The 26,981-nt window shown below is 34.9% G+C and carries 26 protein-coding genes and 2 pseudogenes; 8 read left to right on the top strand and 20 right to left on the bottom strand.

Annotated elements, in window-relative coordinates:
- Positions 1-38: 38 nt before the first annotated feature.
- The 5 genes from AAGD66_RS02325 (at position 39) to AAGD66_RS02305 (ending at position 6,622) form a co-directional block, all read left to right on the top strand.
- Positions 39-3,281 (top strand): hypothetical protein, encoded by a 3,243-nt coding sequence (locus tag AAGD66_RS02325; protein WP_265024408.1) that lies wholly within the window; start codon positions 39-41, stop codon positions 3,279-3,281.
- An 864-nt stretch (positions 3,282-4,145) separates the two neighbouring features.
- Entirely contained in the window at positions 4,146-4,877 is a 732-nt protein-coding gene (locus AAGD66_RS02320; protein WP_341814524.1) for a leucine-rich repeat domain-containing protein, read from the top strand.
- Positions 4,878-5,053: 176 nt separating this feature from the next.
- Positions 5,054-5,239: a hypothetical protein gene (locus tag AAGD66_RS02315; protein ID WP_265024633.1), complete on the top strand. Its 186-nt coding sequence runs from the start codon at positions 5,054-5,056 to the stop codon at positions 5,237-5,239.
- Between the two features lie 71 nt (positions 5,240-5,310).
- The gene (locus AAGD66_RS02310) at positions 5,311-6,435 is read left to right on the top strand and encodes an ankyrin repeat domain-containing protein (protein WP_341814523.1); all 1,125 of its coding nucleotides are present in this window, start codon (positions 5,311-5,313) and stop codon (positions 6,433-6,435) included.
- 34 nt (positions 6,436-6,469) lie between these two features.
- Positions 6,470-6,622 (top strand): hypothetical protein, encoded by a 153-nt coding sequence (locus AAGD66_RS02305; RefSeq protein ID WP_265024631.1) that lies wholly within the window; start codon positions 6,470-6,472, stop codon positions 6,620-6,622.
- A 224-nt stretch (positions 6,623-6,846) separates the two neighbouring features.
- On the opposite strand, the gene AAGD66_RS02300 is transcribed toward AAGD66_RS02305, so the two are convergent.
- From AAGD66_RS02300 to AAGD66_RS02250, 11 genes and pseudogenes are all read right to left on the bottom strand, one after another.
- A complete protein-coding gene (locus AAGD66_RS02300; protein ID WP_265024630.1) occupies positions 6,847-7,395 on the bottom strand; it encodes a hypothetical protein in 549 nt (182 codons plus the stop codon).
- A 28-nt stretch (positions 7,396-7,423) separates the two neighbouring features.
- Positions 7,424-8,953, bottom strand: a complete 1,530-nt coding sequence (locus AAGD66_RS02295; RefSeq protein ID WP_341814522.1) for a recombinase family protein — start codon at positions 8,951-8,953, stop codon at positions 7,424-7,426.
- A 10-nt stretch (positions 8,954-8,963) separates the two neighbouring features.
- The gene (locus AAGD66_RS02290; protein ID WP_265024628.1) at positions 8,964-9,392 is read right to left on the bottom strand and encodes a DUF2924 domain-containing protein; all 429 of its coding nucleotides are present in this window, start codon (positions 9,390-9,392) and stop codon (positions 8,964-8,966) included.
- A 32-nt stretch (positions 9,393-9,424) separates the two neighbouring features.
- The gene (locus AAGD66_RS02285; RefSeq protein ID WP_320109371.1) at positions 9,425-10,015 is read right to left on the bottom strand and encodes an ankyrin repeat domain-containing protein; all 591 of its coding nucleotides are present in this window, start codon (positions 10,013-10,015) and stop codon (positions 9,425-9,427) included.
- A gap of 262 nt (positions 10,016-10,277) precedes the next feature.
- A complete protein-coding gene (locus AAGD66_RS02280) occupies positions 10,278-10,880 on the bottom strand; it encodes an ankyrin repeat domain-containing protein (RefSeq protein WP_265024627.1) in 603 nt (200 codons plus the stop codon).
- Positions 10,881-11,053: 173 nt separating this feature from the next.
- The gene (locus tag AAGD66_RS02275) at positions 11,054-12,205 is read right to left on the bottom strand and encodes a phage tail protein (protein WP_265024626.1); all 1,152 of its coding nucleotides are present in this window, start codon (positions 12,203-12,205) and stop codon (positions 11,054-11,056) included.
- Positions 12,205-12,996, bottom strand: coding sequence for a baseplate J/gp47 family protein (locus tag AAGD66_RS02270; protein WP_341814521.1), 792 nt, complete (start codon positions 12,994-12,996; stop codon positions 12,205-12,207). The genes AAGD66_RS02275 and AAGD66_RS02270 overlap by 1 nt, the downstream gene beginning before the upstream one ends.
- Before the next feature lie 2 nt (positions 12,997-12,998).
- A complete protein-coding gene (locus tag AAGD66_RS02265) occupies positions 12,999-13,334 on the bottom strand; it encodes a GPW/gp25 family protein (RefSeq protein WP_264724210.1) in 336 nt (111 codons plus the stop codon).
- 2 nt (positions 13,335-13,336) lie between these two features.
- Positions 13,337-13,591: a PAAR domain-containing protein gene (locus tag AAGD66_RS02260; protein WP_174515618.1), complete on the bottom strand. Its 255-nt coding sequence runs from the start codon at positions 13,589-13,591 to the stop codon at positions 13,337-13,339.
- 2 nt (positions 13,592-13,593) lie between these two features.
- Positions 13,594-14,058, bottom strand: coding sequence for a phage baseplate assembly protein V (locus AAGD66_RS02255; protein ID WP_174515619.1), 465 nt, complete (start codon positions 14,056-14,058; stop codon positions 13,594-13,596).
- Positions 14,059-14,168: 110 nt separating this feature from the next.
- Positions 14,169-14,895, bottom strand: a pseudogene (locus tag AAGD66_RS02250) (IS5 family transposase).
- Between the two features lie 92 nt (positions 14,896-14,987).
- Here AAGD66_RS02250 and AAGD66_RS02245 point away from each other — a divergent pair.
- Entirely contained in the window at positions 14,988-16,313 is a 1,326-nt protein-coding gene (locus tag AAGD66_RS02245; RefSeq protein ID WP_264339118.1) for an IS4 family transposase, read from the top strand.
- Between the two features lie 123 nt (positions 16,314-16,436).
- On the opposite strand, the gene AAGD66_RS02240 is transcribed toward AAGD66_RS02245, so the two are convergent.
- On the bottom strand, positions 16,437-17,762 hold the full coding sequence (locus AAGD66_RS02240) for an IS4 family transposase (protein WP_264339118.1): 1,326 nt from the start codon (positions 17,760-17,762) through the stop codon (positions 16,437-16,439).
- Positions 17,763-17,957: 195 nt separating this feature from the next.
- On the opposite strand from AAGD66_RS02240, the pseudogene AAGD66_RS02235 reads away from it, so the two are divergent.
- Positions 17,958-18,371 (top strand): annotated as a pseudogene (locus AAGD66_RS02235) (transposase); the annotation flags it as partial.
- Between the two features lie 93 nt (positions 18,372-18,464).
- On the opposite strand, the gene AAGD66_RS02230 reads toward AAGD66_RS02235, so the two are convergent.
- The 4 genes from AAGD66_RS02230 to AAGD66_RS02215 all read right to left on the bottom strand — a co-directional run bounded on the left by AAGD66_RS02230 (position 18,465) and on the right by AAGD66_RS02215 (position 22,230).
- On the bottom strand, positions 18,465-20,090 hold the full coding sequence (locus AAGD66_RS02230) for a phage tail tape measure protein (protein WP_341814520.1): 1,626 nt from the start codon (positions 20,088-20,090) through the stop codon (positions 18,465-18,467).
- Positions 20,091-20,199: 109 nt separating this feature from the next.
- Positions 20,200-20,457, bottom strand: coding sequence for a phage tail assembly protein (locus AAGD66_RS02225; RefSeq protein WP_250777628.1), 258 nt, complete (start codon positions 20,455-20,457; stop codon positions 20,200-20,202).
- A gap of 82 nt (positions 20,458-20,539) precedes the next feature.
- Positions 20,540-21,046, bottom strand: coding sequence for a phage major tail tube protein (locus AAGD66_RS02220; RefSeq protein WP_341814276.1), 507 nt, complete (start codon positions 21,044-21,046; stop codon positions 20,540-20,542).
- A gap of 11 nt (positions 21,047-21,057) precedes the next feature.
- Positions 21,058-22,230 (bottom strand): phage tail sheath subtilisin-like domain-containing protein, encoded by a 1,173-nt coding sequence (locus tag AAGD66_RS02215; protein WP_341814519.1) that lies wholly within the window; start codon positions 22,228-22,230, stop codon positions 21,058-21,060.
- 210 nt (positions 22,231-22,440) lie between these two features.
- Between AAGD66_RS02215 and AAGD66_RS02210 the strand changes: the two genes are divergently transcribed.
- Positions 22,441-23,388, top strand: a complete 948-nt coding sequence (locus AAGD66_RS02210; protein ID WP_214303303.1) for an IS110 family transposase — start codon at positions 22,441-22,443, stop codon at positions 23,386-23,388.
- A gap of 234 nt (positions 23,389-23,622) precedes the next feature.
- Here AAGD66_RS02210 and AAGD66_RS02205 read toward each other — a convergent pair whose 3' ends face one another.
- Genes AAGD66_RS02205 through AAGD66_RS02190 form a run of 4 tightly spaced genes read right to left on the bottom strand, consistent with a single transcriptional unit; the run spans position 23,623 to position 26,965 of the window.
- Complete coding sequence (locus tag AAGD66_RS02205; protein ID WP_341814518.1) at positions 23,623-24,180, bottom strand: hypothetical protein; 558 nt, start codon at positions 24,178-24,180, stop codon at positions 23,623-23,625.
- A gap of 15 nt (positions 24,181-24,195) precedes the next feature.
- Entirely contained in the window at positions 24,196-25,581 is a 1,386-nt protein-coding gene (locus tag AAGD66_RS02200; protein ID WP_341814517.1) for a hypothetical protein, read from the bottom strand.
- Positions 25,578-25,772, bottom strand: coding sequence for a hypothetical protein (locus tag AAGD66_RS02195; RefSeq protein WP_264377106.1), 195 nt, complete (start codon positions 25,770-25,772; stop codon positions 25,578-25,580). Before AAGD66_RS02195 ends, AAGD66_RS02200 begins: the two co-directional genes overlap by 4 nt.
- Complete coding sequence (locus AAGD66_RS02190; RefSeq protein ID WP_341814516.1) at positions 25,772-26,965, bottom strand: hypothetical protein; 1,194 nt, start codon at positions 26,963-26,965, stop codon at positions 25,772-25,774. Before AAGD66_RS02190 ends, AAGD66_RS02195 begins: the two co-directional genes overlap by 1 nt.
- Positions 26,966-26,981 lie beyond the last annotated feature (16 nt).

The following is a 26,981-nucleotide window of genomic DNA, read 5'->3' as shown; positions in this document are numbered from 1 at the left end:
TGAAGTAAGTTTTTGTATGTTTATTTGTGAGGGTGTTTATGCAAGAAAATGAGCCAGTTTTGCCTCCAGGCTTTCGTGTAGGAAAAGCAACTACAGATGGAAACTGTTTTTTTGATTCGTTTAAGCAAGGACTAGGACAATTAGGAATGAGCGCTGCTGTTGAGGAACTGCGAGAATATTGTAAAGAGTTTGCACAAAATAACCCACCAGAATGGTTCATAAATGCTATTGCTAACAGTTATGACAATAATGGTGTAGTGCGTAGGAAAACTCCAGATTCTTATGCAAAAAATATTCTAAATAACAATAGATGGGGTGATTCCGAAGTTGAAGGTAGAATACTTTGTGGAAAGTATGGTGTAAAACTGTATGTTATGGAAAGACATGTTGTGGATGGAAAAGAGGTATGGACAAATCAGATCATAAATAGTGAAGAAGGTTCTAAGAATGTGGACAACATAGATTATAATGAGGAAAATACTATACACATAATAAATAGAGGCCATGGTCATTTTATTCCAATATTGAGAAAACAAAACGACAGAGGAAGTGGTGAGCCTCTTAATGATCTTGAAAAAAAGATCGAAGGTTACCTTGGCGAATCTTCGCATTTTGTTGATATATTTGGGAACGTTGAAGTAATTTATTTAGGTCGTTACAATAATCAAGACTGCGTTGAAGAAAGAAATTTGAAGTTTGCTGTTTTAACTAATAAAAGAGGCTCAGAAGGTCAACAAATTGTAAGGTGCTATACTATTTCTTATAGAATAAACAGTCCTGACTCAAGATTCAGTGAAGAAGAGATGGAATTGGTAAGAAACAAACTACCTGATAGCGATACTGAAGGGAAAAAACGAGCATTTGTGTTTCAAGAGTATAAAATGTTCACAGGAAAAGAAAGGAAGGGGAATGATAGAGAATTAGTCTGTAAATCATTTTCTGAAAAGCAAGAATTTACTAGAGAGTTGAAATGTCCATATAATGAATTTGTAGCATCAATCAGGGGCTTTGGTTCACGTAGTCTTTTTTCTCCTGTACGTGCTTCTACACCAATTGCCCGAAGAAATATACCTAAAGGACATGATAAGGCTTACGCGTATAAGTTTTTAGAAAATCTTCTTAGAATAGAGATGAGTCCTGATGTGCTAGTAGATATTATAGTTGATAGTAAAGATGATACTAAAATCGCTGTAGTAGGACGTCCAAAGGTATTGGGAAGTTCTACAAAACAAATGCGTCATGTTATATCATATTCTTCGGTAAAGAGTGCTATTGAAAGTGTAATAAAAGCAGAAGGTGACTACGAGTTATATGTGAAAAACATGGTAGAACAAGTTATGACTCCACTAGTAATGAGCAGAGAAGGTTTGTGTTTGACAGAAGAACAGTATAATAATCTTAAAGAGAAAGAGGTTATTTCTTCTGGTAAATATGATGAATTTAAACTCACGACTGAAACTAAAAAAGGACAACGTAAAAAATATCACTTAATATACGATAAAGAGATTATAGAAGCCATTAATAGCAAAAAAATTTTTACAGAAGAAGAAATAAAAAAAGCTCGCTCTGATTTTAATGCAAGACTTAGAAAATACATAAGCCATGGAATTGATTATCTAACTGATGGATTAGCTGCAGAAGATATAAACACTGTTACAATAATGTGTGAGGGAGTTGCCAGAATAATATTAACTATGTTTAATCAAGACATACATGCTGCTTTTCCTGAAGAAGGTAATACTCTATCAGAAGAAATTCGTTTATATGAGAGCCAAAACGATGCAAAAGAACCTAAAGCAAAGGTGTTTAGTGTATTGCTACATGACGAAATCACTCAAGAGATAGTCGGAGATTATAATCTTCGTATTAGAATTGTGAATAATGAAGGATATATAGTAAAGAGAACAGCATGTGCGTTGAGTGTTTTAAATTCTTTACTAAAAACTACTTCATATAATATCAATGAAAAAGAAAGTAAGAAATATTTGGATGATTATAATGAAAAGTGTAATTCTACTATTAGAACACATAGTCAAGATTTAGGTAATTATAATGGGAAGATTAATAAAAATAATCTAAATGATGTTCTTTATAATCATGTAGCAAAACATTTGTATGAAGTATTTGATTTTAAACCGTTGGAAAAAAGAGTATTAGCGCCAAGAAGAGAGGCAGGGGATGCTATCAAAGTATATCCTTCTGCTGGTGGTATAAGAGAAGCAGAATATTTAGTACAAGAAGGAGATGAATATAGAAGGTTAAAAATAAATGAAGCAAAAGGTTATAATGATAAAGCAATATTTCGTTCAGGAATGGCTAATAAATTAATAGGAAAAATACTATCTAGTAAAATTGTTTCTCATGTTATTATTCATCTAGTGCCATACAGGTACTTGAAGGATGGTTTTATGGAAAGTGCAGTGGAAGAAGGATTAGGAAATGGAATGCAAAAGATACTAAAGTCTTTTATAGATTTAGTACAGCAAGACTATATTAATGCGCCATTTCACGAAAGAATTGGAGAAGTACTAAATGATGATTGGGTAAATCGAACACTTGAAAAATATCAAGAACAAAATCAGTCTTTTTCTGAAGCAAGCAGTATCATTATAGAGGAAAGTGATACTAAAAGACCGCCAGAAGAAGGTGGTATCGATGAGACTCATATTGAAAAACTACCAAGAGAAGGCGGTGTCAGTGATATTGAACAACGCTTAAAAGGAAAAGGTATTAAGGAAAATATATATAAAGGAGGTTATATGAAAAAACGTAAAAGTAATTTACAGGTGGCATTTGAAGGAGCACACTCAGATTTCTTATGTGATGCAGTGAATAATAATAACCCTGACTTGATTACACAATGGGTGGAAAATAACCTAATGAAAGGTGACGACCAAATAAGAGGTGGTAAAACATCAAGAACTGCTTTTTATGAGGCAGAAAAATCACTAATTAGGAAGTATATTCGTGAGGGTAAGTTTGGTAGTATTGTCACTCTTCTTGATGCGGTTCATAATGAGAAGTTCAAAAATGAGGATAGCTATAAAGAATTAAAAATAAAAGAATGTGAAGTACTGACAGGTGCAATAGTAATGGCAAGAGGGTCTTTGGAAAGAGATGACACTATGCACAAGAATCTGAATGATTTGTTAAAAGATAAACAAGAGAAATTAAAAAAAATGGAAGATATAGATCTTGAAAAAGATGGAGTATCTACTAAAATAACAGAAGCCCTTAACATAGTTCAGGTTAATTCTGCAGGTAGTTCTAAGGGTAAGTAGTAAATTTCAATGTTTTATTAAGGTTTTACAAGTGTGTGGTAGGGAATACTATATTAATTTCGTTTTCCTACCATGTCACTGGTAGTAGGTTTATAAATTCTATATAGTTTTGCGGCGTTTTTATGTTGAGTGATCATGCAGTACCAGACTGATACTACTCCAATAAATAACGATCTCTTAACTATAAAAAACCTCAAATTGTTCGTTCCATATGTGTGATTATGTTTCATTAAAAATGCCTTCCTTGATTTTTGGATGTCAGATAATTTAAACGTAAGATACGCTGTATATGTCAAATATTTATTGTAGAACATAGTGGCCTTAGTCAGAAAAAGTTGTAGAGGAGTTTGGAATATTTCTATACAAGTATTAATAAAAAGAATTGCATTCTATACATTTGCAAGTGGAGTAATAATGATTTATTAATGTATTTTACTAAGAACTTAAATAAAACAGCCATTTCCAGCGCTCAAAACCAAGGGCCGTGAGAAGAGTTTGTTTTGGGATGTGTTGGTCTACCAAACAACCTGTGCGAACTTTTCTATATAATAGTTCCACTATACCGTAAAGCTAGCTATATTAGCCTGTTTTCACCAAATTTACATATGAACTAACGTACCTAGCTTTGTTGCAACAATTTTACGTTTTTATTTTCACAACGCCGCTTTTATTTAAATTGTTCTCACAAAGGTACGAACTTTTTGCAGTTTTGGAAGGAGTAAATAATTAAAACTTTTGTGGTGCTACAGAATCTAGTATTTTCTATAAATTCTCATGTGGCTTGTTAACATCATGTATAAAGTAATTGACAGTTACTGAAATTTCAGCTAGATGTTCATACAGTATATTATTAGAGGATAATAAATGAATTTTGGCGAATACGTAAAAAATAATGCTTTAGTGATATTTGGTACTAAAGTCAATATAAACGAACTGATAGCCTTTTTGCAAAGTAATACGCACATTACAGAGCTTTCTTTACCACATTGCAGAATTGGTAACGAAGGTGTAGAGGCCTTGGCTGAAGGTAATCTCACACATCTTACTAAACTTGATTTAAGTGTTAACAATATTGGTGACGAAGGCGTAAAGGCTTTGACTAATGGTAATCTCACACATCTTACTAAACTTGATTTAGGTTGTAACAGGATTGGTGACGAAGGCGCAAAGGCATTAGCTGAAGGTAACTTTACAAATCTTACTGAGCTTGATTTAGGTGGTAACGATTTTGGTGACGAAGGTGCAGAAGCCTTGAAACATAATCTCAAAAGTTCTACATCACTCGTTTTATTTTGTGTCAGTACGGTAGACATGAGAGGCAAACTTATGAACGCTGTAGAAGATCTGCAAAAAGCGATTGATAGAGAATTTGGGTTTGTTCAAGCTACTAATTCACAGCAGAGGTCGATACTTAGAAACATCGAATTCAATATATTAAAAGAGATTTTTGGAGGATCGAGAAATACTCAAGCTACTAATGATCAACCAAGCAGTGAGTTAAGTGAAGTGCAGCAAATATCGCATGGCCAGTTACTAAGCTCTTTACATTCTGACGATAGTGATATTGAAGTAATCAGCAGATCACAATGTCGTTAATCTGGCAGGCATAGCTAATTAACAAGCAGAAGCATGGTAGGCTCAGAGGTCAATGTCAGTGAAGTTTGTGGGAGTGTCAAGCTAAAGAATACAAAAGTTAGAAAATTTATTCTTGCATTAGCTTTTATTCGTGCTACGTGTTATGCATAATGTCTTTATAGAATGGGGGAAGTGTGGTGGCTAGAGGTATTCCAAAACCTGAGCAGGTTTCTAGTGCGAAAACAAATTCAGAAGGGTTGCCAAAAAAGCTAGAGAAAGAGCAGGTAGATAGTAAGTATGAATTGATTAAAAGATATTTATACGCACATTACAAAGCTTTCTCTATTGAATGCAGTATCGGTAAAATGGTACAGGGACCTTAGCTAAAGGTAATCTTTCAAATCTTACTGAACTTTATATAGTATAGCAAAATGAACAATTTGAGGTATGAATTATGGAATATGAGCAGTGGTCAGACATATTAAGTACAATAAGTGCTGACAATGAGAGTAGCGTGATTGAAAAAATAAAAGAGAAATTAAAGGAAAAAGACGAAGGTGAGTATGAAAAGTGGGAAAGAGCTAATTTTGATATAAATTACCAGTTTGAATGTAAAGGTTATAAATTTATGTTATTGCATTGTGCTCCTGAGTACAGCCATAAAGACGTAGTTGAAGTTCTATTACGACACAATGCAGAGGTCAATGCAAGAAATGAAAAGGGAGAAACTCCTTTACATTGTACTACTGGGTATGGCCGTAAAGACGTAATTGAAGTTCTATTACAACACAATGCAGAGGTCAATGCAAGAAATGAAAAGGGAGAAACTCCTTTACATCATGCTGCTGCGTGGAACGATAAAGTTGCAGTTGAGGTTCTATTACGACACAATGCAGAGGTTAATGCAGAAGATGAAAGTGGAGGAACTCCTTTACATTTGGCTGCTGCTGACTATGGACATGAAGACGTAGTTGAAGTTCTAATCCAGGAAACATTAATACAAGATTTTAGCGTACAAAGACCAGGTTACTTGGCAGGTGCATTTTCTACTTATTGGGATAGATGCCTAGACGAAGTCAAGAAACTTGAGGAAGAAAATAAGTTGCTGTATGACTTTTTGAAGGAAAGTAACACTGAGAAATTATTCGAGAAATGGGAAAAAAATGGAAATGAAAATGTACGCAGTAAGTTTGATAACCAAAAAAGCCTACAAGAGCAATATCCAGAATATGCTCATATTTTAATTAATAAAGCTAATGAAGTGAAAAAAGAAATTTTTCTGCATAATCATAAACCATTAATTGATGTTTTATCACAACTGGGTTACCGTGAAGGTAATACACCTGATAGGATAAGAGCTTTTCTGGAAGAAAACAGAGATAGGTTTAAAGTAGAACTTGGGAATCCTAACCGTTCTCTGATTGATTTTGTTAGCTTTGAAGATGTTAAAGCACTACACGTTCCAAAACTGGAATTGCGTGCAGTTGTTTCACAAATTATCGGAAAGGATACACCAAGCAGAAACCTCCTTAATCCAAACAGTGAACAGTATCAAGCAGTTGGTTTGTTGTATAGCTAATTAACAAGCAGAAGCATAGCAGGCTCAGAGATCAATGTCAGTGAAGTTTGTGGGAGTAAAAAATACTAAAGTTAGAAAAATTATGCTTGCATTAGTTTTTATTTGTACTATGTATTGTAATAAGGCAGAAGTAAACGAAACAATCAAAAAAGCCAAGAAGGGCAGTGGTTTTAATGTGGTTAGCTAAGGGGCTTTTATTATGGTATTCGTTTATATAATGTTAGGCGTGCTCTTTATTGTTATTCTCGATAGTTCATTAAATTCTTAATAAATAGGGTAAAAAGCTCCATAAGCTCAAGTTAAGGAGAAATGGCGGAAGTGTGGAGAAAGGTAATCTTTAATTAATGATTTAAGGATTTTTCTAAATAAATTATCCCGTTTTGACGATTATGATTTTTTGAATATACCCTTTTACGTTGGATTCAGAGGAGACTCAACAATTGGTTGTTCTATGTCCTCTACTTTTTCGATTTTCGTACTTGGTTTCAGCACATTATGCAACGCAAAGCTCAGACACACCAATCCAGCTATTCCCACAACCGCTGCTACTACAGGCATTTTCATGATATACAATGCAACACAATTTACCAATAACACTGCACCAACAACACCAGCCAGGATTGCTTGCCTTTGTTGCGTTAACGGTTTGTCTTTTTCGCCTGTAGCACTGCCAGATCTACTATCAAAACACGGTTCGGAGGTTGGCTCTACAGTAGTTGAATTATTTTGCGTTTCTTCGTTGCTTTCACATATAGGTTGAAGATCTTCACTATTTATATTATATAATTTAGTGTCAGTTTCTGTAGCTTTATCAACTGTATTGGTTTGCTTTTTTATTTCAACTTTAACTTCCTCAACATCTGCCGGCATCTCCATATCAGCTCCTTTTGCGGTAGTGGTACCTTTTTTATTTCTAAGCTTTTCAGCAATATCTTTCCATATTTTTTTCGGTGTTCTCATAATGTTTTTCTCCTATTTCTTTTGTAAATTAAGATGCTATTCCGTAAAATTTCTCCAACTGCTCACTCCACAGCATCGGTATTTCCCTTAAATCAACTAACCGCAAATTACTTGGTTGTTTTCCATTTACTATGTCTTCTTTAATCTTTGGAGCTAAATAATTTAACCTTAAAATTTGTTGTATACGTCTTGTACCTATATTAATTTTGATACTCAGTTCCTTCACACTTGCATATTTTCCTTCTTCTAGCTGCCGTTTCCATAGGTGAGCTCTCACCACTGCTTTCAGTAGCGCATTGTTTGTTTTTCCTTCTGGTTCTACTACTGTGCATTTGTTTCCTTTCTTCTTTAAATTCATTGCTATAAATGTCTCCTCTGATTCAGAACATACTTCTACTCCTTCCTCTCTTACCCACACTACCTTTATTAATTTTTTCACTGCTTCTTTCTGTTCTCTGAAACTTAAATTTTCCCATTTTTCTTTTTTTGCCCCTTTTTCCCAATTCTCATATAAGCATTCCGCTCTCTTCATTACTTCTTTTTCCACTTCTCCGGCGACTATTGTTCGGTTCACTGATCCACAATCTTTTCCTCTTAAATGGTTATTGCATATATAATATCGATACCTTTTATTTTCTTTTTTTGAGTATGTCAGCGTCATGTTTACTTTGCAGCATCTGCATCTTATCATCCCCTTTAGTAGCGCCTCTTCATATTTTTTGCCTTGATATGGCTGATTCTTTATTAATTCCTGTGCCTTTTGCCATTTTTCTTCCTCTATTATTGCTTCATGCTTTCCTTTATATTGTTTCTCGTAATGTCTTGTTTTTCCGATATATATAGGATTTGTTATTATTCTCCTTACCGTCGCTTTCTTAAATATCTCTCCTCCATATACTTTTCCCGATTTTGCTTCAAACTTCTTCGTTCGATATCCTTCTCTGTTTAACTCTCTTGCCAATTCTGCCATTGATTTCAGCTCCATATACCTCTCAAATATATGCTTTATTACTTTTGCTTCTTTTTCATTTATTATTAATTCTTTATCTTTTACGTCATACCCTAGCGGCACATTCCCTCCCATCCATAGACCCTCTTCCTTCGATGTTGCTATTTTATTTTTTACTCTCTCTACTATCATTTCTCTTTCTAGCTGTGCCGCTCCTGATAACACTGTTTGTACAAATTTTCCCATTGGTGTGTTGTTATCAAATATTTGCGTCACTGCTACAAAACTTATCCGGTGCCTTCTAAAAAATGACGTTACTTCTATGCAATCCTTCGTTTCCCTTGATAACCTGTCCAACGTGTATACTACCACGCAGTCTACCTCTCCGGCTTTTACATCTTCAAATAATTCCTTTATCGCTGGTCTATTTAAATTACTTCCTGAATAGCCTCCATCATCATACCTTTTGGCTAATGCTACCCACCCTTCTCGGCTTTTTATATATTTTTCACATGCTACTCGCTGTGCATCAAGACTATTAAACTTCTGCTCTAGCCCGTCTTCATTTGATTTTCTCGTATATATCGCACACCTTACCTCTTTTAGCATTTTCTCCCCCTCAACTTACCTTTTTATCACGCATCCCAAATAATAAAGGACCGTTGTAGCTCATTCCCATTATTTTCCCGGCTACCGCTGATAATGATGTATAAAACTCTTCTCTATAGATCAAACCTGTATTTGTTACCATTACAACGTGGACTTCTTCTCCTCTCTCTAATATCAACTCCGTTCCCTCCACTGGCAGTTTATCGCTACTTATTCTTTTTCCCTTCTCTAGTCGATCTGCCAGGTATTCTAGTCTTTTTGCTCCTTTTCTTGATATTTCTCCATACGCTTTCTCCTGCAACCTATACGCCAATCTTGGTATCAAATATTTCTTTGAGTTTCTAGGCGCTTCTTCCACAAAGACCTTCCTCCATATTTTTCTCAGCTCCTCCAACGCTTTTTTCTCTAAATTCAATACTTTCTTTTCTATTCCTTCCATCCTAGCTTCTGAATTTAAAAAAAAGTTGCGGCTCATAGCACTTTTTCATCCATAGTTTCTAGCTCTTTCACCTCTTCTTTTGCTACTATCACACCTGCTGCTGTACTTTCCGATACAACTCTTATTCTTTCTATAAATTCCCTCTGTTTATTTGCCATTTTTACGTTCTCTAACACTTCTTTTATCTCTTTATTATTTCTCGCATAATCCACTGGGGTTTTGCCAAATTTATCCTTTTGCTCTAGATTCGCTCCGGCTTTTACTAGCTCTTCTACTATTTTTATCTCTGCTACCATGCATGCCAGATGTAACGCGGCAAATTTGCTACTTCGTTCCACTGCGTTTACATCGACTCCTGCCTTTATCAGCTCTTTTATATTTTCTACACGTTGCCCCATCACTGCTAGGTGTAGTGGTCTATATTTCCCGGCATCTGCTGCATCTACATCTGCTCCCTTTTGGATTAATAACCTCACTTTTTTTGTATCTGGCATCCCTACTGCATAATGCAATATCGTCCTCCCTTTCGTGTCTTTTTTATTAATATTTTCTATTGAGTTATCTAATACTTCTTTCCACGACTTATTAAATTCTTCTCTTTCTTTTTTACTAAATTTTACCATAAGTTCCTCAGCTATTAATGCAATATAAAGTGGCTCCAATTTGGCTCACTTTAGCGCTTAGCAAATCTTGTTTGTTTACTAGCTACTTTTTCACTTAGGGCTGTTTTGGCATAAAAAGCAAGTTTTTTTTTACAAAATATACACATTTTTTCAGCATATTATATTAAAATATAAATCTATATGTTTAATCTGTTAAATAATAGCAATTCCTCTCCTGCTGTTGCCAGCTTTTCTCTTCTATTTTTTCCATATATTTAGCCTCTTATTTCCTCACAAAAAGTCTGCAAACATCTACAGCCCTTTCCTCCACATCATTTAGCTTCTTTCCACCATTTATCACCTGCTTTTCCGATACCTTACTTATTTTTTCCATTAACTCCCTCTGTTTATTCACTATTTTTCCTCCATTTTTCTTTAACACCTCGCTTATCTCTTCATCACTTGCGTAATACATTGGGCTAAATCCTGATATACTTACCCGGTTTATTTCTGCCCCTGCTTTTATTAACTCTTCTACTATCTTTTTTCCACCTACCATACACGCTAGATGTAGTGCCGTATTTCCATCTTCTTCGGTTGCGTTTATCTCTGCTCTGGCTTCTATTAATTCTTTTACGTTTTCCAGACGCATTCCAAGCGCTGCTGAGTGCAGTGGTGTATAACCTTCGTTATCTCTTGCATCTACATCTGCTCCTTCCCATATCAGCCAGTTTACTTTTTTTCTCGTCGACATTTTTGCTGCTCGGTGCAACATTGTTTCACCGTTTTCATTTTTTCTATTTATATGCTTTTTAGACAATTTGCCTGCAAGCAACTCTTGAAATAATTCATTAAAATCATCCCTTTCTTCTTGACTAATCCACATGATGTACCTCACTATAAAACTTCCTAACTTCTAGCGTTTGGTAAATCTTTTTTGTTTACCTACACCTACCTAATTTATAGCTGTTTTGGCATGGAAAAGCAACTTCTTTTTTTCAAAAAACACACATTTTTACCGAATGTTAATGTAGTGTATGAAGATATAAGTATATATATTTAACTCATTAAACATATGACCTGTTTTTCTTCCCAACTTCTGTTCAAATGTCGATGTTCGTGCCACGTTAGTACACCTGGGTAAAACACTAAAATGTAATTTTCCGGTTCATGTATTGAATCCTTTTGCTCTGAATTTAAATCGCTTTCAAAATGAACATTGTGTTCTGCTAAACCAAATCTTATAACTTTTTGGTTGGTAAAATCTTCTACCTTGTAGTGGTGAGTAACGCTAAACCTTTCTAAAATTGGCTTGTATTTTAAATTCCACAGTTGTTCAGATAGTTTATCACTTCCTAGTAAAAACTTGCTCCCTTCTTCTTTTGTACTCGTAACCGGAAAACATGCGTTTATTTCTCCTAAACTCCAACTGTCCGATAATACTATCTGCGCTTTAGCAAACTTAATTGCCGGTAGTAAGCTCTGTGGTAAAGGGTATAGCGCTTTGAAGTTATACCACAAATGATTTCGTTCATAAATACCGTTATAGTTCTTAGTATGAGGCTCGGTTTCTCCAAGTATTGCTACATCTAGGCGATATATATCATTGCTCAAAGCTCGTTCATAATGATCGCGTAGATAGTTTTCTACAATCCTAATAATTGGACCATTAGACCTGAAAAAATTTACTCTTCCAAATGATAATACTGGTCCATCTTTTTCTATTTTTACCCCTGAATAATCCGATAACAAACTGCCAAAAAAGCTTTCATCTAAAATAAATCTTCCAATATTATAGTGGTCATTGAAAAGCCTCATTAGCCTCGATCTTGCTGGCAATGATAGTTTTGCTAGTTCTACTACTGCATCTACGAACGGTACATCTCTTATCCCTACCTGCAACTCAAAAAAGTGTTTACCGGGTGGTTCTTCAATGATCGTAATATCTTCTATATTTGCCCATTTTAATGCTATTTTAAGTGATTCTGGTGTGCCACGCAGTCTTTGAAATTTTATCCCTTCTTTTATCGCTTTTCTTTTGTCTGTTACCCAATGCAGGATTTCTCCCAGCCCGTACTCTTCAATTATCCATGGTAATACTTTTTCCCCTGGGCTAAATTTAAACCCTCTGATACAACCAGGATCTACTTTGTAATCTACTGCATCAACCAGCGCTTTTTCTTGTTTTGTTGCATTTGGTGGTAATAGCATTAATTCAACTCAACATTTAAACTTCTTAAGGCAGCACACTCATTCCCCAATACCACAACATCCTCTCTTGGCTCTATTAATTCTACGTTTTCTACTCCTTCTACGAACAAATTCGCTATAATCCATGATCTTGTCACCTTCCATCCCAATCTTTTCGTTGTTTCAAATTTTTCTATAAATTTCTTCTTCACTGTTTCAATAATGTCTGGTTTTTTAATACTAATTCTGCTGTGAATATCTATTTCAATAATATTGCAACCAACTACTGTTATCGTATCTGTTAATACCCTTATATCATCCCTGGTGACTCGCTTTCTTACAATATCAAGTAGTTCTTCAGACCCTATGCCATTTGTGGATAACTCCGTGGATAAAATCGAGATCTCTACACTTCCTGGCACTTTTGATTCAACTAGCGCATCCTTTACTCTACTATCTGCTGAGAGTGCTTGAAACCTATAATTTCCTCCAGTGCTTGAGCCAACTATTCTTGCCTTGATTCTTTTTCTAAATCGTTCGTCATCTTCTTCTTTTTCTCTCTCAACTCCGTAAAACTCAGCTAAACGATCTAAGTCTTCTCCTCCTGCGAACTTAAGTAAATTACTTTTTACCGCTTCGTTTATTCTTTCTCTCAGCAAAAGTTCTCGCCATGCTGCTACTTCTAAAATCTTTATTGCTGGGTCACTTTCTACTAATGCCGTAAAACTTTCATCACGACTTACTAATTCTTCTTTCATCCGCGAAAAAATCTCTTCAAAGTTCAGTGGTTCGATAATATTTGGCTGCTCCATCTTTATACTACAATTCCTTCAAAATGAATATTTTTCCCATTTGGTAGATAAATACCATCTAATGAAATATTGACCTTTCCTTCTTTCACTTCTGTAATTTTTACTTTTTCTAACTTAAATCTTTTTTCCCATTTTTCTAGTGCTTCCGCTGTTGCCGCATAAATTTCTAACGTAAAATCACGATTTATTGGCCGATCTACTAATTCAAACAATCGGGAACCATACTCTCTTCTCATAACACGTGATCCTATCGGTGTGGTCAGTATATCAATTATTGATTGTTTCAGATGTTCTATTCCTTCTAATTCTTTACCTGTTTCTTTGCTCATCCCTTTCATTGTTAGCTCGCAAATACATTTTTGCTAATACTCATTACATGAAAACCACACGATGCCAAGTCACCGGTTCTTGTTATGCCAATATCATTAACAAATACGCTGTTTGATCCCTGAGTTAGTTTCTCCCCTAGAGTTAAGATATCTCCTTTTCGACACACAGATCTACCGTTTACAAAAACGTCGTTACTACCACTCATACAAACATGTGCCGGTATTCCACTACAATAATCCCCTATACAAACCACAGCTTTAGCCATACTTAATTAAGGTCGATTCTCTTTGCTTTGAGTTTTATGCCTCTCTTGGTAATCTTCACACTTGATTCTCCAACCCTAAAAGTAATCTTATCAACTACAGATACTTCCAAATGATGGTTTTTCTTGTCATATGATATTTTTGTTCCGTCTTCAAATAAAAAACAATCTACCTCTTTTTTGCTTTCCGGAGCAGGGTATTTTTGTTGCCATATTCCAGCCAAAATAACTCCTAACGATAGTTCACCTAATGGCGAAAATATTACTACTTGCTCATCAATATTCGGCGCAAACCAACTTCTATCTTCTCCTGCTCTTGCCGTTATCCACGGAAGCCAATCCGTTAAAAATTCCCCTACCTTTACCCTTACTCTTGCCTTTTCATAATCTACTTCTTTAATAAGCCCAATACGGATAATATTCGCTAACTTCCTATTTAGCTCTGCAATCGCAAAATTATGGTCTAACATGTGCTTTACCTATTTCGATAACATGTGGCGTAACTCCGCCTGAAAATATTGACTTGCCTACATGGATTTCATGCACCCATTCAACCATCCACACTAGGCAGTGTCGACATTTATTTTAACCAAAGATAAATGCCAGCAATGTGAACAAAAGACAGAAAAGCTATGGCCAATTTGTCGTAGCGTGTAGCAACTCTGCGGAAGTGCTTGATTTTGTTGAACATCCTTTCGATTAAGTTTCTCTCTTTATACAATTCTTTGTCATATTCTCTTGGTGTTTTTCTGTTGGAACGCGGTGGGATTACTGGCTCAGCATTTACAGCTTCTGCAGCCTCAATCATATAATTTGCGTCATACCCTTTATCGGCAATAAGTGCCTCCATGTTCTTGCCTTCTATCAGGTCTAAAGCTTTTACGTAATCCGATCTTTGCCCTGCAGTAACAAAGAATCTCAGTGGGTTGCCCAAAGCATCACAAGCAGCGTGTAATTTGCTTGAAAATCCTCCTTTGCACCGTCCCAGCTCTTGTTCTTGTCTACCAGTTTCCACATTTTTTTCTTGCACCAGCAGCATGTTGATGTGCCCTGATTATTGTTGAGTCTATCATGAGCCACTCTGTGTCTCCATTAACAGCTAATGTGTTGAAAATCATCTGCCAAACACCAGATTTTGCCCACCTTATAAAACGTTTATGTACACTTGACCATTTTCCATACTCAGCCGGCAATGCTCTCCATGTTGCTCCTGTTCTACCTATCCACATTATTGCAGCTACGAATCTCCTGTTATCTTTTGCGCTTCTTCCTCTATCTCCTTCCTTACCTGGCAGACTGTTTTTTATTCCATACGCGTCAAGTTAAGGAAATAAAGGTATGAAAGAGATAGAATAATAAGGTATAAGTTCTCCCAGATATACTTTTAGTGAGAGAACCAATGAATAAAATAACTTGCTTATCAAAAAAGCTCAAAGAATTTTTTAATGAAAAAGCAGAGAAAATCTCAATTACAACAAGGTTTATAAAAAGAAAGAGAAAGCTAAAAGGTTCATCATTCGTAAAAGCCATGGTCTTGGGTAATATAGGAGTTGATAATTGTAGCGTAGAAACAATGTGTCAATTACTAAACGAGGACTCGATAGATATAACAAAACAAGGTTTGGATTTTAGATTTACTGAAGAAGCAGTGGAATTTATGAAAAGGATGTATAATGAATCTGTGATTCTCTTTAAAAATATCTTGCAAGTTGATTGCAAAATCTTACAGCAATTTAATAGTGTTAAATTATTGGACAGTAGCTATATTACTCTACCTAACAGTATGGAAGAGATGTATAAAGGTTATGGTACTAGCTACAGTGGCTATGAAAGCAATACTAAGTCTGGAATAAAGTTACAATTAGTTTTCGACTACATGAATCAGATAATAGACCAACTTAATTTAACGGAGGGGGTAAGATCAGACCAGGGATATAGGAAACATTTAAGTAATATATTAAGCAATGATTTGCTAATATCTGATCTCGGTTATTTTGTGCCAAGTTCTTTTAAACAAATCAATGAAATAGGAGCTTATTTCATAAGTCGTTATAAATCCGATACCAACATATATGATGTAGAAACAAATCAAAAAATGGAGTTATTAGAATGTTTAGAGGATAAGTTATTTTTAGAAAACGAGGTATTGTTAGGAAAAGAAGCAAAAATTAGAGTAAGAATTATATGTCAGAAACTAACTGAAGAACAGTCTATGGCCAGAAGAAGGAAAGCTAATAGATTAGCAAGATCGCAGGGATATACATCCTCTAAAAGAAATCAAAAATTGTTGAACTGGTCAATATTTATAACTAATGTTCCAGAAAATAAAATTAGTGCTGAGCAAGTATTAACGATTTACAGAGTAAGGTGGCAAATTGAGTTATTATTTAAATTGTATAAAAGCCATATCAGGCTTGATAAGCTAAAAGGAAAGCCATGCAGAGTATTATGTGAACTATATGCTAAATTGTGCGCAATTCTTATATTTCACGGCATAGTTGGTTGCACAGAAGTGAAAAAGAATACAGAACTTAGCTTAACAAAGGCATTTATTGAGCTAAAAAGGCGGGTTAGAGAGTTATTTTTAGTATTAACCAAAATTAATAGTTTAAAAGCATTTCTTAAAAAACTCACTATAACTTGGTCGCGATTTTCATTAAAAGACAAACGTAGAAGGGCTAGAGTATCCACTTTAACCTCTCTAAATTTGCTCACAATCTCTTAACTTGACGCGTATGGTTCTACCTATCCACATTATTGCAGCTACGAATCTCCTGTTATCTTTTGCGCTTCTTCCTCTATCTCCTTCCTTACCTGGCAGACTGTTTTTTATTCCATACGCGTCAAGTTAAGAGATTGTGAGCAAATTTAGAGAGGTTAAAGTGGATACTCTAGCCCTTCTACGTTTGTCTTTTAATGAAAATCGCGACCAAGTTATAGTGAGTTTTTTAAGAAATGCTTTTAAACTATTAATTTTGGTTAATACTAAAAATAACTCTCTAACCCGCCTTTTTAGCTCAATAAATGCCTTTGTTAAGCTAAGTTCTGTATTCTTTTTCACTTCTGTGCAACCAACTATGCCGTGAAATATAAGAATTGCGCACAATTTAGCATATAGTTCACATAATACTCTGCATGGCTTTCCTTTTAGCTTATCAAGCCTGATATGGCTTTTATACAATTTAAATAATAACTCAATTTGCCACCTTACTCTGTAAATCGTTAATACTTGCTCAGCACTAATTTTATTTTCTGGAACATTAGTTATAAATATTGACCAGTTCAACAATTTTTGATTTCTTTTAGAGGATGTATATCCCTGCGATCTTGCTAATCTATTAGCTTTCCTTCTTCTGGCCATAGACTGTTCTTCAGTTAGTTTCTGACATATAATTCTTACTCTAATTTTTGCTTCTTTTCCTAACAATACCTCGTTTTCTAAAAATAACTTATCCTCTAAACATTCTAATAACTCCATTTTTTGATTTGTTTCTACATCATATATGTTGGTATCGGATTTATAACGACTTATGAAATAAGCTCCTATTTCATTGATTTGTTTAAAAGAACTTGGCACAAAATAACCGAGATCAGATATTAGCAAATCATTGCTTAATATATTACTTAAATGTTTCCTATATCCCTGGTCTGATCTTACCCCCTCCGTTAAATTAAGTTGGTCTATTATCTGATTCATGTAGTCGAAAACTAATTGTAACTTTATTCCAGACTTAGTATTGCTTTCATAGCCACTGTAGCTAGTACCATAACCTTTATACATCTCTTCCATACTGTTAGGTAGAGTAATATAGCTACTGTCCAATAATTTAACACTATTAAATTGCTGTAAGATTTTGCAATCAACTTGCAAGATATTTTTAAAGAGAATCACAGATTCATTATACATCCTTTTCATAAATTCCACTGCTTCTTCAGTAAATCTAAAATCCAAACCTTGTTTTGTTATATCTATCGAGTCCTCGTTTAGTAATTGACACATTGTTTCTACGCTACAATTATCAACTCCTATATTACCCAAGACCATGGCTTTTACGAATGATGAACCTTTTAGCTTTCTCTTTCTTTTTATAAACCTTGTTGTAATTGAGATTTTCTCTGCTTTTTCATTAAAAAATTCTTTGAGCTTTTTTGATAAGCAAGTTATTTTATTCATTGGTTCTCTCACTAAAAGTATATCTGGGAGAACTTATACCTTATTATTCTATCTCTTTCATACCTTTATTTCCTTAACTTGACGCGTATGGTTTTTTATTCTCTCCCATTGCTCATCTTTTAAATCATATAGCATTCTCTTTACCTATTAATAAAGAGTACTCTATATCACTATTTTTTTATGTCGACAAGACCTAATGTTCCAGAAAATAAAATTAGTGCTGAGCAAGTATTAACGATTTACAGAGTAAGGTGGCAAATTGAGTTATTATTTAAATTGTATAAAAGCCATATCAGGCTTGATAAGCTAAAAGGAAAGCCATGCAGAGTATTATGTGAACTATATGCTAAATTGTGCGCAATTCTTATATTTCACGGCATAGTTGGTTGCACAGAAGTGAAAAAGAATACAGAACTTAGCTTAACAAAGGCATTTATTGAGCTAAAAAGGCGGGTTAGAGAGTTATTTTTAGTATTAACCAAAATTAATAGTTTAAAAGCATTTCTTAAAAAACTCACTATAACTTGGTCGCGATTTTCATTAAAAGACAAACGTAGAAGGGCTAGAGTATCCACTTTAACCTCTCTAAATTTGCTCACAATCTCTTAACTTGACGCGTATGGTTTTTTATTCTCTCCCATTGCTCATCTTTTAAATCATATAGCATTCTCTTTACCTATTAATAAAGAGTACTCTATATCACTATTTTTTTATGTCGACAAGACCTAGTCCTACTGCTGCAATTTTTAAACTTATTAAAGCTGCTATGGTACTCATGATTGCTATGGTTAAAGTTGGATATTTTTCTGCAAACTCTGCTATATATCTAGTTTTTTCTTGTAAGAACTCAGCTATGGACTTTAAAGTGGGTAACATCACTGAACCTAAATTCATACCAACCTCTGCTATTGCGTTGCAAAGGAGTTGCAATTTATTAGCTGTAGTATTTGCACGATTGTTAAACTCCTCCTGCATTGAAGCGTTATATTTTTCTTTATCAGCTAAATGTGCAATAGCTTTCTTATAAGTGTCTAAACTTCCTACTAAAAGAGCAATATCATCTTGAAATTCTCCACCAAATAGGTTCACAAGAATACCTGCACGCTCTTGATTATCTATTTTCTCCAATGTTTCAAGAAATTGTAGTATTGCCTCTTGAGGATTTTTTTTAATAGCTTGTTCAAGTTCCTCTACACTTGTTCCTATCTCATCTAATGCATTATGAAATTCGGGACTTTGCTGTCTTGCAGTCTGTAAACTACTGAGAAAGTTATTTATAGCAGTTGCTGCTTTTTCAGGTTGTTTACCTAAGCTTATTAGAGCACTTGCTAAGCTACTTGCTTGACCAATATCTAAACCAAATTGTTTTGCATTACCTCCAATTCTATTTAGTGTAAGAACCATTTCTTTTGCTTTAGCTGCGGTATTATCTGAGAGATGGTTTATTATATTACCTACATTTTCCATATCGTTAACTCCAATCCCATAAACATTAGAGATTTTTGCTATAGCATTACCAGCTTCTTCCGCTGACATATCAAATGCTGTAGTCATTTTAGCAACTACTGTTGTAAATTTTATTAGATCATCTTTAGCAATACCAAGTTGGCCACCACTTGAAGCTATTTGTGCTAATCCTGCAGCTGATAATGGTATTTCACGAGATAATTTTTTGAGTTCTTGAGCAAATTCTGATGCTTCATCTTTGGTTTTATCTTTTGTAAATTTTACCACCTTCTTTACATCAGCCATGGCACTCTCAAAATCAATAGCAACCTTAATTGGAGCTGCAAGTGAGAGTCCAAGCCCAACTGTCTCTATGATTTGTGACTTAAAATGTGCCTTACTTGCTAAAAAACTCTGATGACTACGTATTACAGACCCAAGTTTACTATATTTACCCTTTAATACTTCAATGGACGAGCCAAGTTTATATTGATCACTCACTAAGGACTTAATATTTTTTCCACTTTTTCTGACTTCCTCATTTAATGAGTGCAATGAATCTCTCTTTTTTAAATATGCATCTTTTGCTTTCGTTGCAGAAATTTTAGCCTTATCAAATTCAGCTTTCAAAGTTTTGCTTGGTTTTTCCACTGCTTTTATCTGTTGAGCTAAGGATTTTACCTGATCCTCGAAACCTTTCCAGGATTTCTTGGCAGCAAATACATCAGAACCCAATTGTTTAAATTTAGATACTGATTTTAAAGATGAATCAAGCTGTCTGATATTTTCACCAAGACGAGTAAGCTGACTGCTACTTCCCTTTATTGCAGTATTAAAGCTGCCATCTAGGACTGCTCCAATTTTTATAGATAACGTTGACATTGTACCTTCCTCGCTGCTTCATTCCATAGGATAAATTCATTAATTTCCATTTCAAGTATTTGCTCAACCCCGCCCCCTACAACAGAGCTGAACATTAATACTTCTGACCTCAAGTCCTTTGAATAACTGGTGAAAAAAAATCCTTTAATACCTCTTGCACTTTCACATAATCAGCAATATCTAACTCTTCAATCGCTTCTTTTGCAACTGATGTCAAATTGGCAGTCAAAGTTACTTCCTTACTTAGATCACTACCATTAAGTCTCTCAATAGCTAGATAATCTCTAACTTTTGGACGTCTAACGGTAAGTTCTGAGACAGAAATACCATCAACTGTTATTGGGTTGTTTAGTGTTATAGTTTGCATAAAATTCTCCTATAAAAAATAAAATCTTGTAAAATGTTGTAACTATTTGATCAACATCTAAAAAATAGAATTCTAAAAATCTTCATATTCCAAGCACCGTTTGAAGTAGTGCCATCTGATCAACACCATTTATCTTTCTAATCATATTTTCAGCATCGATTTCTATTAACTCATTACCACCTATAGTAAGTTTATAGTAATGAGCAGCTACAGTACACTTCAGCGTTGCTTTTTCAGCAGGTTTCCAGTTACCAAAATCAAACTCTTTAAAAATGCCTCTTAAATTGATTATTACTGCTTCAATATCATTACTACCACTCCCTTGCATTCCTCCACGGAGCGTTAAAGATACCGAATTTCCATCTATCAAGCCAAAAAGTCTAAATAGTTCTGAATCATACTCAGCGAAAGTAAAGTCTGCTTCAAGCTTTTCCATGCCCATGTCAATATTTATTGGGATATCCATACCACCAGCTCTGTACTCTTCGGTTTTTATGGTAAGCTTCGGCAAGGTTATTTCATCTATTTTTCCTGCATAACCACGGCCATCTACAAATACATTAAAATTTCTCAGTATTTTCGGTAACACTTTGCTTTCTCCTAACTTATATTTACAAGATGTGATCTGAATATTATTTGCTCAGCCGGATATGGTGGCGTGAACTCAAAATCAAAAGACACTTTCCCGCTTGCAATATTTGCCGGTGTATTGAGTTCTGGGGTTGCATAACATTTTCCGCTGATAATTGCTCCTTGCGCTTTTAAATTAGCCAAATAAGAATTCACCCCCTCAATCACATCATCTATATAAGTTTTTGTGATATTGCGATCAACTGCCCATAAATGAGCCCTAAGTAAACTATCATTGATTAAATCTGCAGTCCTTCTCACTGACAAAAAAGCCCATTTTGAGTCATTTGAACATGTTCTATTTCCCCAAAGCCTATAGCCATTTTGATGAATTATCGTTGTTACTTCATTTTCATTCAAGTGGTTTGCTCTACAATTTATATTACCGAGCGTAAAATCAATAGGCCTGCTTGTTCCAACAATACCATTTATCTCTTTATTTGAAGGTGAGTGCCAGAAGCCTTGCTCGCTGTCTATCTTAGCTATTAAACCAGCTACAAATGGACTCGATGGCAAGATTTCTTCTTTTCCTTCAATAAGTACCTTCACCCATGGATCAACTACGTAAACTCTTGAGCTGCCTACACTTTTTCTCCATTTTATTGCTTCTTCATCATTAGTATTTGGTCCATCTGCTACTATTATGCTTCTCAGCTTTTCTGCTATAGGAATTAATGCTGCAACCACTGGATTTTTGCCATCTTCTGGTAGTTGGTGAGTAAATTGAGGTGCAATTAATATTCTTGGAGCAACATGAACTATGCTTTCACTACTGAGGAATGCCTCTATCCCTTGATACTCTCCAGTCTCTTTATCAACACCGCCAATTATATTTTTCAGCGTCTCTTCTTCTTTTAATTTTGGATTGATGTTTTCACTCTCTTCAACTCTAATTACTATAACTGTTGCACCAATTTGGGTAAATACTCCAGTTATTGCTGAAAAAAGAGTTCCCTTTTTGCCAAGTTTTGCCGCTTCTTTAAAGCTTCCTGCAACTAACACTGGTTTATTTAGCGGAAATTTTTGCTCATCTGCTTCAGGTGCAGTACCAATTATACCTATCACTGATGATTTAGCTGTACGTACTGTCTTTGCTCCTGAGGTTACCTCAATAACATTTACTCCGTGTTGTAAGTTAAACATATGATATAAATAAATAAGAGAGAAAGATAACCCTACTCACTATAGGAATAGGGCTATTATGGGCATGTGCTACCGTCTCCGTGTTGGTGTTCTACAACCGTTTTTATCAAGGTACACCAGCCCTATCTCTCGATACGTTTGAATAGTTGCATGGGACATATTTATGCACCCGTTTACAACCTTAAATTAATTAAACTATCGGAGATTATTATGATTACATCTTATCAAAATTTTATTGGCATTGACATCGGAAAATTTAAAAATGTTGCTGCAGTGCACAACCAAAAGAACACTATCAAGTTTGATAATAATTCTGCTGGTTGGCAACAATTGTTTCAAGAATTTTCAAATATTCTACCTAATGCTTTTGTAACTTTGGAAAATACAGGAAAATATGAGCTTGGCTTAGCACATTTTCTTGTTGGTAAGAATGTTGCTATACATCGAGCTAATACTCGCAAAGTAAAAAGTTTTACCTTATCTCATGGAACTTTAGCAAAGTCTGATCAATCAGATGCAAGAACCCTTGCCCAATATGGATTTGAACGCTATAGTACTCTATCTCTATTTGTGCCTATGTCAAAGGAACAAACAACCTTAGTCGCACTTTGCCAACGTCGTGATGACATTACGCAAATGAGAGTTCAAGAGAAATGTAGATTAGCAGCACCTGAAAACGACTATATAAAAGAAAGTTGCCAAAAGGCTGTTGACTTTTTTAACAATCAGATAAATGAACTCAACGATTCTATACAAAAAATTATTGATGGAAATCCAGAGTTACAAAAGCGCCAAAAAATCATAAGAACAGTACCAGGAATAGGTATAAAATTATCTCAAGACTTTGTGTGTCTGATGCCAGAGCTTGGCCATTTAAACAAAAAAGAGGTTGCAAGTCTCGCTGGAGTTGCACCGCATCCAAAAGAAAGTGGAAAAACTATTGGCTACAGAAGAATAACGGGTGGTAGAAGTAATGTCCGTAGAAAGCTTTTTACGGCTGCAATGGCTGCTGCAAAGTCCAAATCTGCACTTGGTGCCTTTTATTCTAAGCTTGTTGAAAGTGGCAAGAAGAAGATGGTAGCTATAACAGCTCTAATGCGTAAAATTATAGTTATTGCCAATGCCAGGCTTAAAGAAGCAATTAATTTGCATATTTAAAATTTACACAGCAGTAACTGAAATGGGTCAATGAATATTGTGAATAAGTACGCTCACACAGACTTAAAGTACTTATTCACAATATTCATTGAGGCAGTAGCTGTTTGACATAAAATTCTATTTCTACGACAAACGGGTTTTTATTGCCCACATGATTGAACAAAGTTATAGAATTACACAAATAAAAAATTTTTAAAAAAACATAGTTGATAAAAATTCTTCTGGCATTTTTTTTTAACTTTCTTGCATTCTTTGTTTAAAATCATTGAGCAAAGCCTGTAGCTCTACTTCACTTTTAGCTTCTTCAATCTTTCTCTTGGCTAAATCTTCAAGCTCTTCACATTTCATTATTGCTTTTACTGCTTTCTTTGCTTTTTCCTCGATTATCCTTGCCATTTCAATAACTGTAATACCACGGACTTTTGCTAATGGTTCTATAATTTCTGTATCCTTTTTACTTATAGATTCTGGTGCTGCTAGAATGCTTTTTGCGGCTTCCGCTTGAATCTCATAAGATTTAGCTTTTTGGTGAGAATAACCTGCATATTGGTGAGTATGATTATCATAATAGAAACGCATACTATCAAATGCACAAAGCTTCGCATTATCCAGTAACTCCTTTTGTATATCTTCTTTAGTACGCTGAGCAATTTCTCCTCCTTCTGTTAACTGATAACTCTTTTGCCAGTCGAAATTCTTTGGCGCTTCATACCAATCATTTCCAGTTGGCTTACTTTCAAGCGTTGTTGTTTCTACTTGTTTGTTATGTTCAAATCTAATATAAATTGGCATTGGTTTTCTCCGTTTTTAATTCCAAATTTTATGAGTGGCATCTAATCCTGGGCATTGCCACGCTCTTAGTGTTCTCTCTACATCTATTTCAAGTCCTGTAGTCAGAAAATTGCTGCGAAAGTTATATATTCCCCACTGAATAAATTGACCATAGATTGTGCTATACGTGTGCTCACTTGCAAAGAACTCAGGTGTCTCACCAACTCTTTCACCTTCTGAGTGAAGATTAGATGACGTATAAAGTAACACTGTAACGGTTTTTCCTGCTGGAATGATTATGTTACCTGATGCAATAAATTCAGGACTGCTAATTTCATGCTGGTAAATACGTGTCCAAGTAATTCTCGAAATCTCTGACTTCCTTGTATTAGTTTTATCAGGTGTACCTATAAATAATCCTGCTCCTCCATAATTAACTTCATCTTTATACCACATTGCAGATCCAACAAAGTTTAGAGTTTTACTTATATCTACATTGCTTGTGTTTTTTACGAATATTACTCCCAATGCAGCATAAGGGTATTTCAGCATATTGAATTGCTCAGAAAATCCATCATACATGAATCTTGGGTATAATTCTCCATAGATAAATGTACCTTTGCTTCCCTCTAAAAAACTGAGTTGTCTTGGCCGATAAAAACTAACATAGCTTGTATCATATGTGTGAGTACCTGCTAGTAGTTGTAGCATATAGTCTGTTTTTGTTACATCACTACTCCACTGACCAAGCTCAGTTGTAAAAGTTCCGTGGCCAAAGTAATTATTTTTTCTACTTAGTACACCAAATAAAAAAGGTAATGCTCCAGGTTCAATCATATGACGATTTCTTACTTCTTTCATGATTGATGAGCCACTTGGTACATCATTAACAGTACGGAAGTTATTCACTAAACCTTTAAGACCATCTTTATGATCATCGCCAACACTGTTTATTGCTGCAATATTGGCATTCTTTCTTGTATCAAGTAGCGATAAATTTGTTGTTCCTTTTTCATCAATTCTCTTTAATAACTGCTTCTCTGATTCAGAGATCACTGCTAAAGAACTAGCTTTTTTATTATCCAGATCAGTTAAGTGTTTTTTTGCACTATCAAGAAGTTCTTTTAGCTTACCATCTGTCATCTGTACAATTTCAGAAACTGAACTTTTGCCGATTATTGATTCCAGTGCTTTAGCAAGATATGCTAGTTGATCTGGAGTACTGTTTTCTGCTAAATCCTTAAGTCTTTTTTGTAGTGCATCAATTATTCCTTTTACTTCAGTCATCTGCACAATGTCAGCAATAGCTTTTTTATCTGCTATCAATTCCAGTGATTTTGCAAGATATGCCAGTTGATCAGGTGTGCTGTTTGCTGCTAAATCCTTTATCCTTTGATGTAACGCTTCTATTGCTTCTTTCATTCCCAAAAATTCAAAAAAGTTTCAAATCTAAATCGTTTAAAATTATTTTTTAGTTGATTATGCTCATCTTCTCTTTCGGTAATATCTTCATCTATTTTCTCAATTGTGATACGGATACGAACAACATCCTGCACAGCAATATTTTCTGGATGAGGCAGTGGATATCCTCGTTTGGTTTGGTCAACAGTCATTATGTGACAATCACTCTGAGATTTTTTACCTTAGGGCGATAAACAACTGTTCCACTTAAAACTAATTTTATCCTTGTTTCATTGCCATTAAAGTTTGTCAGCACATGAGTTCTCTCTACCCAATTTTCTCCAATTGGTTTTCCTGATGTTAAATTGACTAATTGCCAATCCACATTTTTTTGCACATATGCTTTTACATCTGCAGTGCCAGGTATTAGCGCATCATATGTTATGGTGATCTTGGTGTTAGCTCCTGCTGTAATACTTCTTGTAACATAATCTCCTTTTTCCCCTATATTACCCATAACTAACTGTAACCCAGGATAGAGAACCGGACTTTTTTCTTTTGACCCTTTTAAATTTGCCTTTACTGTTAGCTCTCCAGATAATCTTTCACGCAGTGCAAGTGGCAAATTATCAGACAAAAAGTTCTCTTTTCCCTCTTCATCTGTTAAGATAAATTCCACATTGGTATCAAATGCTACTTTTTCGACGTTCGTCAAAACAATTAAATCTGATACATTATTTGCAGTAACTTTACCCAGATCAATAATGTGAGAAACTTCGCTAAATTTTGCAGCTAGTAATCGAAACGTTAAATCTAAATTTTGATGTGGTGTCCAAGTACTTGCATTGCTTGATGATAGTAATACTCCTACTTGATATGGTTGACTTGTTACCCAACGGCTATTTACTGCATCATATTTGCCAAGTTCTGCTATTTTTACTGCAGTATCTGCATCATCAGTGAGTAGCACTATTGCATACTCTTGTCCTGCATGGCAAAACACTGGTGACCACTCTATAAGTGTTGCTGTGCCATCTATCTTTATATCTTTTGGCTCAATATAGCTTTCAGCAATGACAGTCTGCGAGGGCATTCCCATTGCTGTTTCTCTAATCTGCACAACAACACGTTTTTTGCCTTTATTTACAAACCATAGTTCCACGCCTCCTATGTGCCTACTTTCATTTAGAGTAAATGTTTGCGCTAAAGGATCAACTCTTCTTGCTGCGATCACTCTTCTTCTTTCCTCTATGGTAATTGTTTTTTTACCAGTGTACGTTGCTTCTCCATAACTGCCTTTATCACCGAAGAACTGCACTAACTTAGTCCCAGCAGGAATGTTTCTTGGTACAGTAAATCTTCCTTTTATTTTTCCTCTGTTATCAGCAATAAATGTTGCGATCATGTTTTTCTTTCAAATA

The sequence above is a fragment of the Wolbachia endosymbiont (group A) of Dendrolimus pini genome (assembly GCF_964026835.1).
Taxonomy (GTDB): domain Bacteria; phylum Pseudomonadota; class Alphaproteobacteria; order Rickettsiales; family Anaplasmataceae; genus Wolbachia; species Wolbachia pipientis.
The sequence above is the reverse complement of the archived record's forward strand: the minus strand, read 5'-3'. Positions and strand labels throughout refer to the sequence as shown.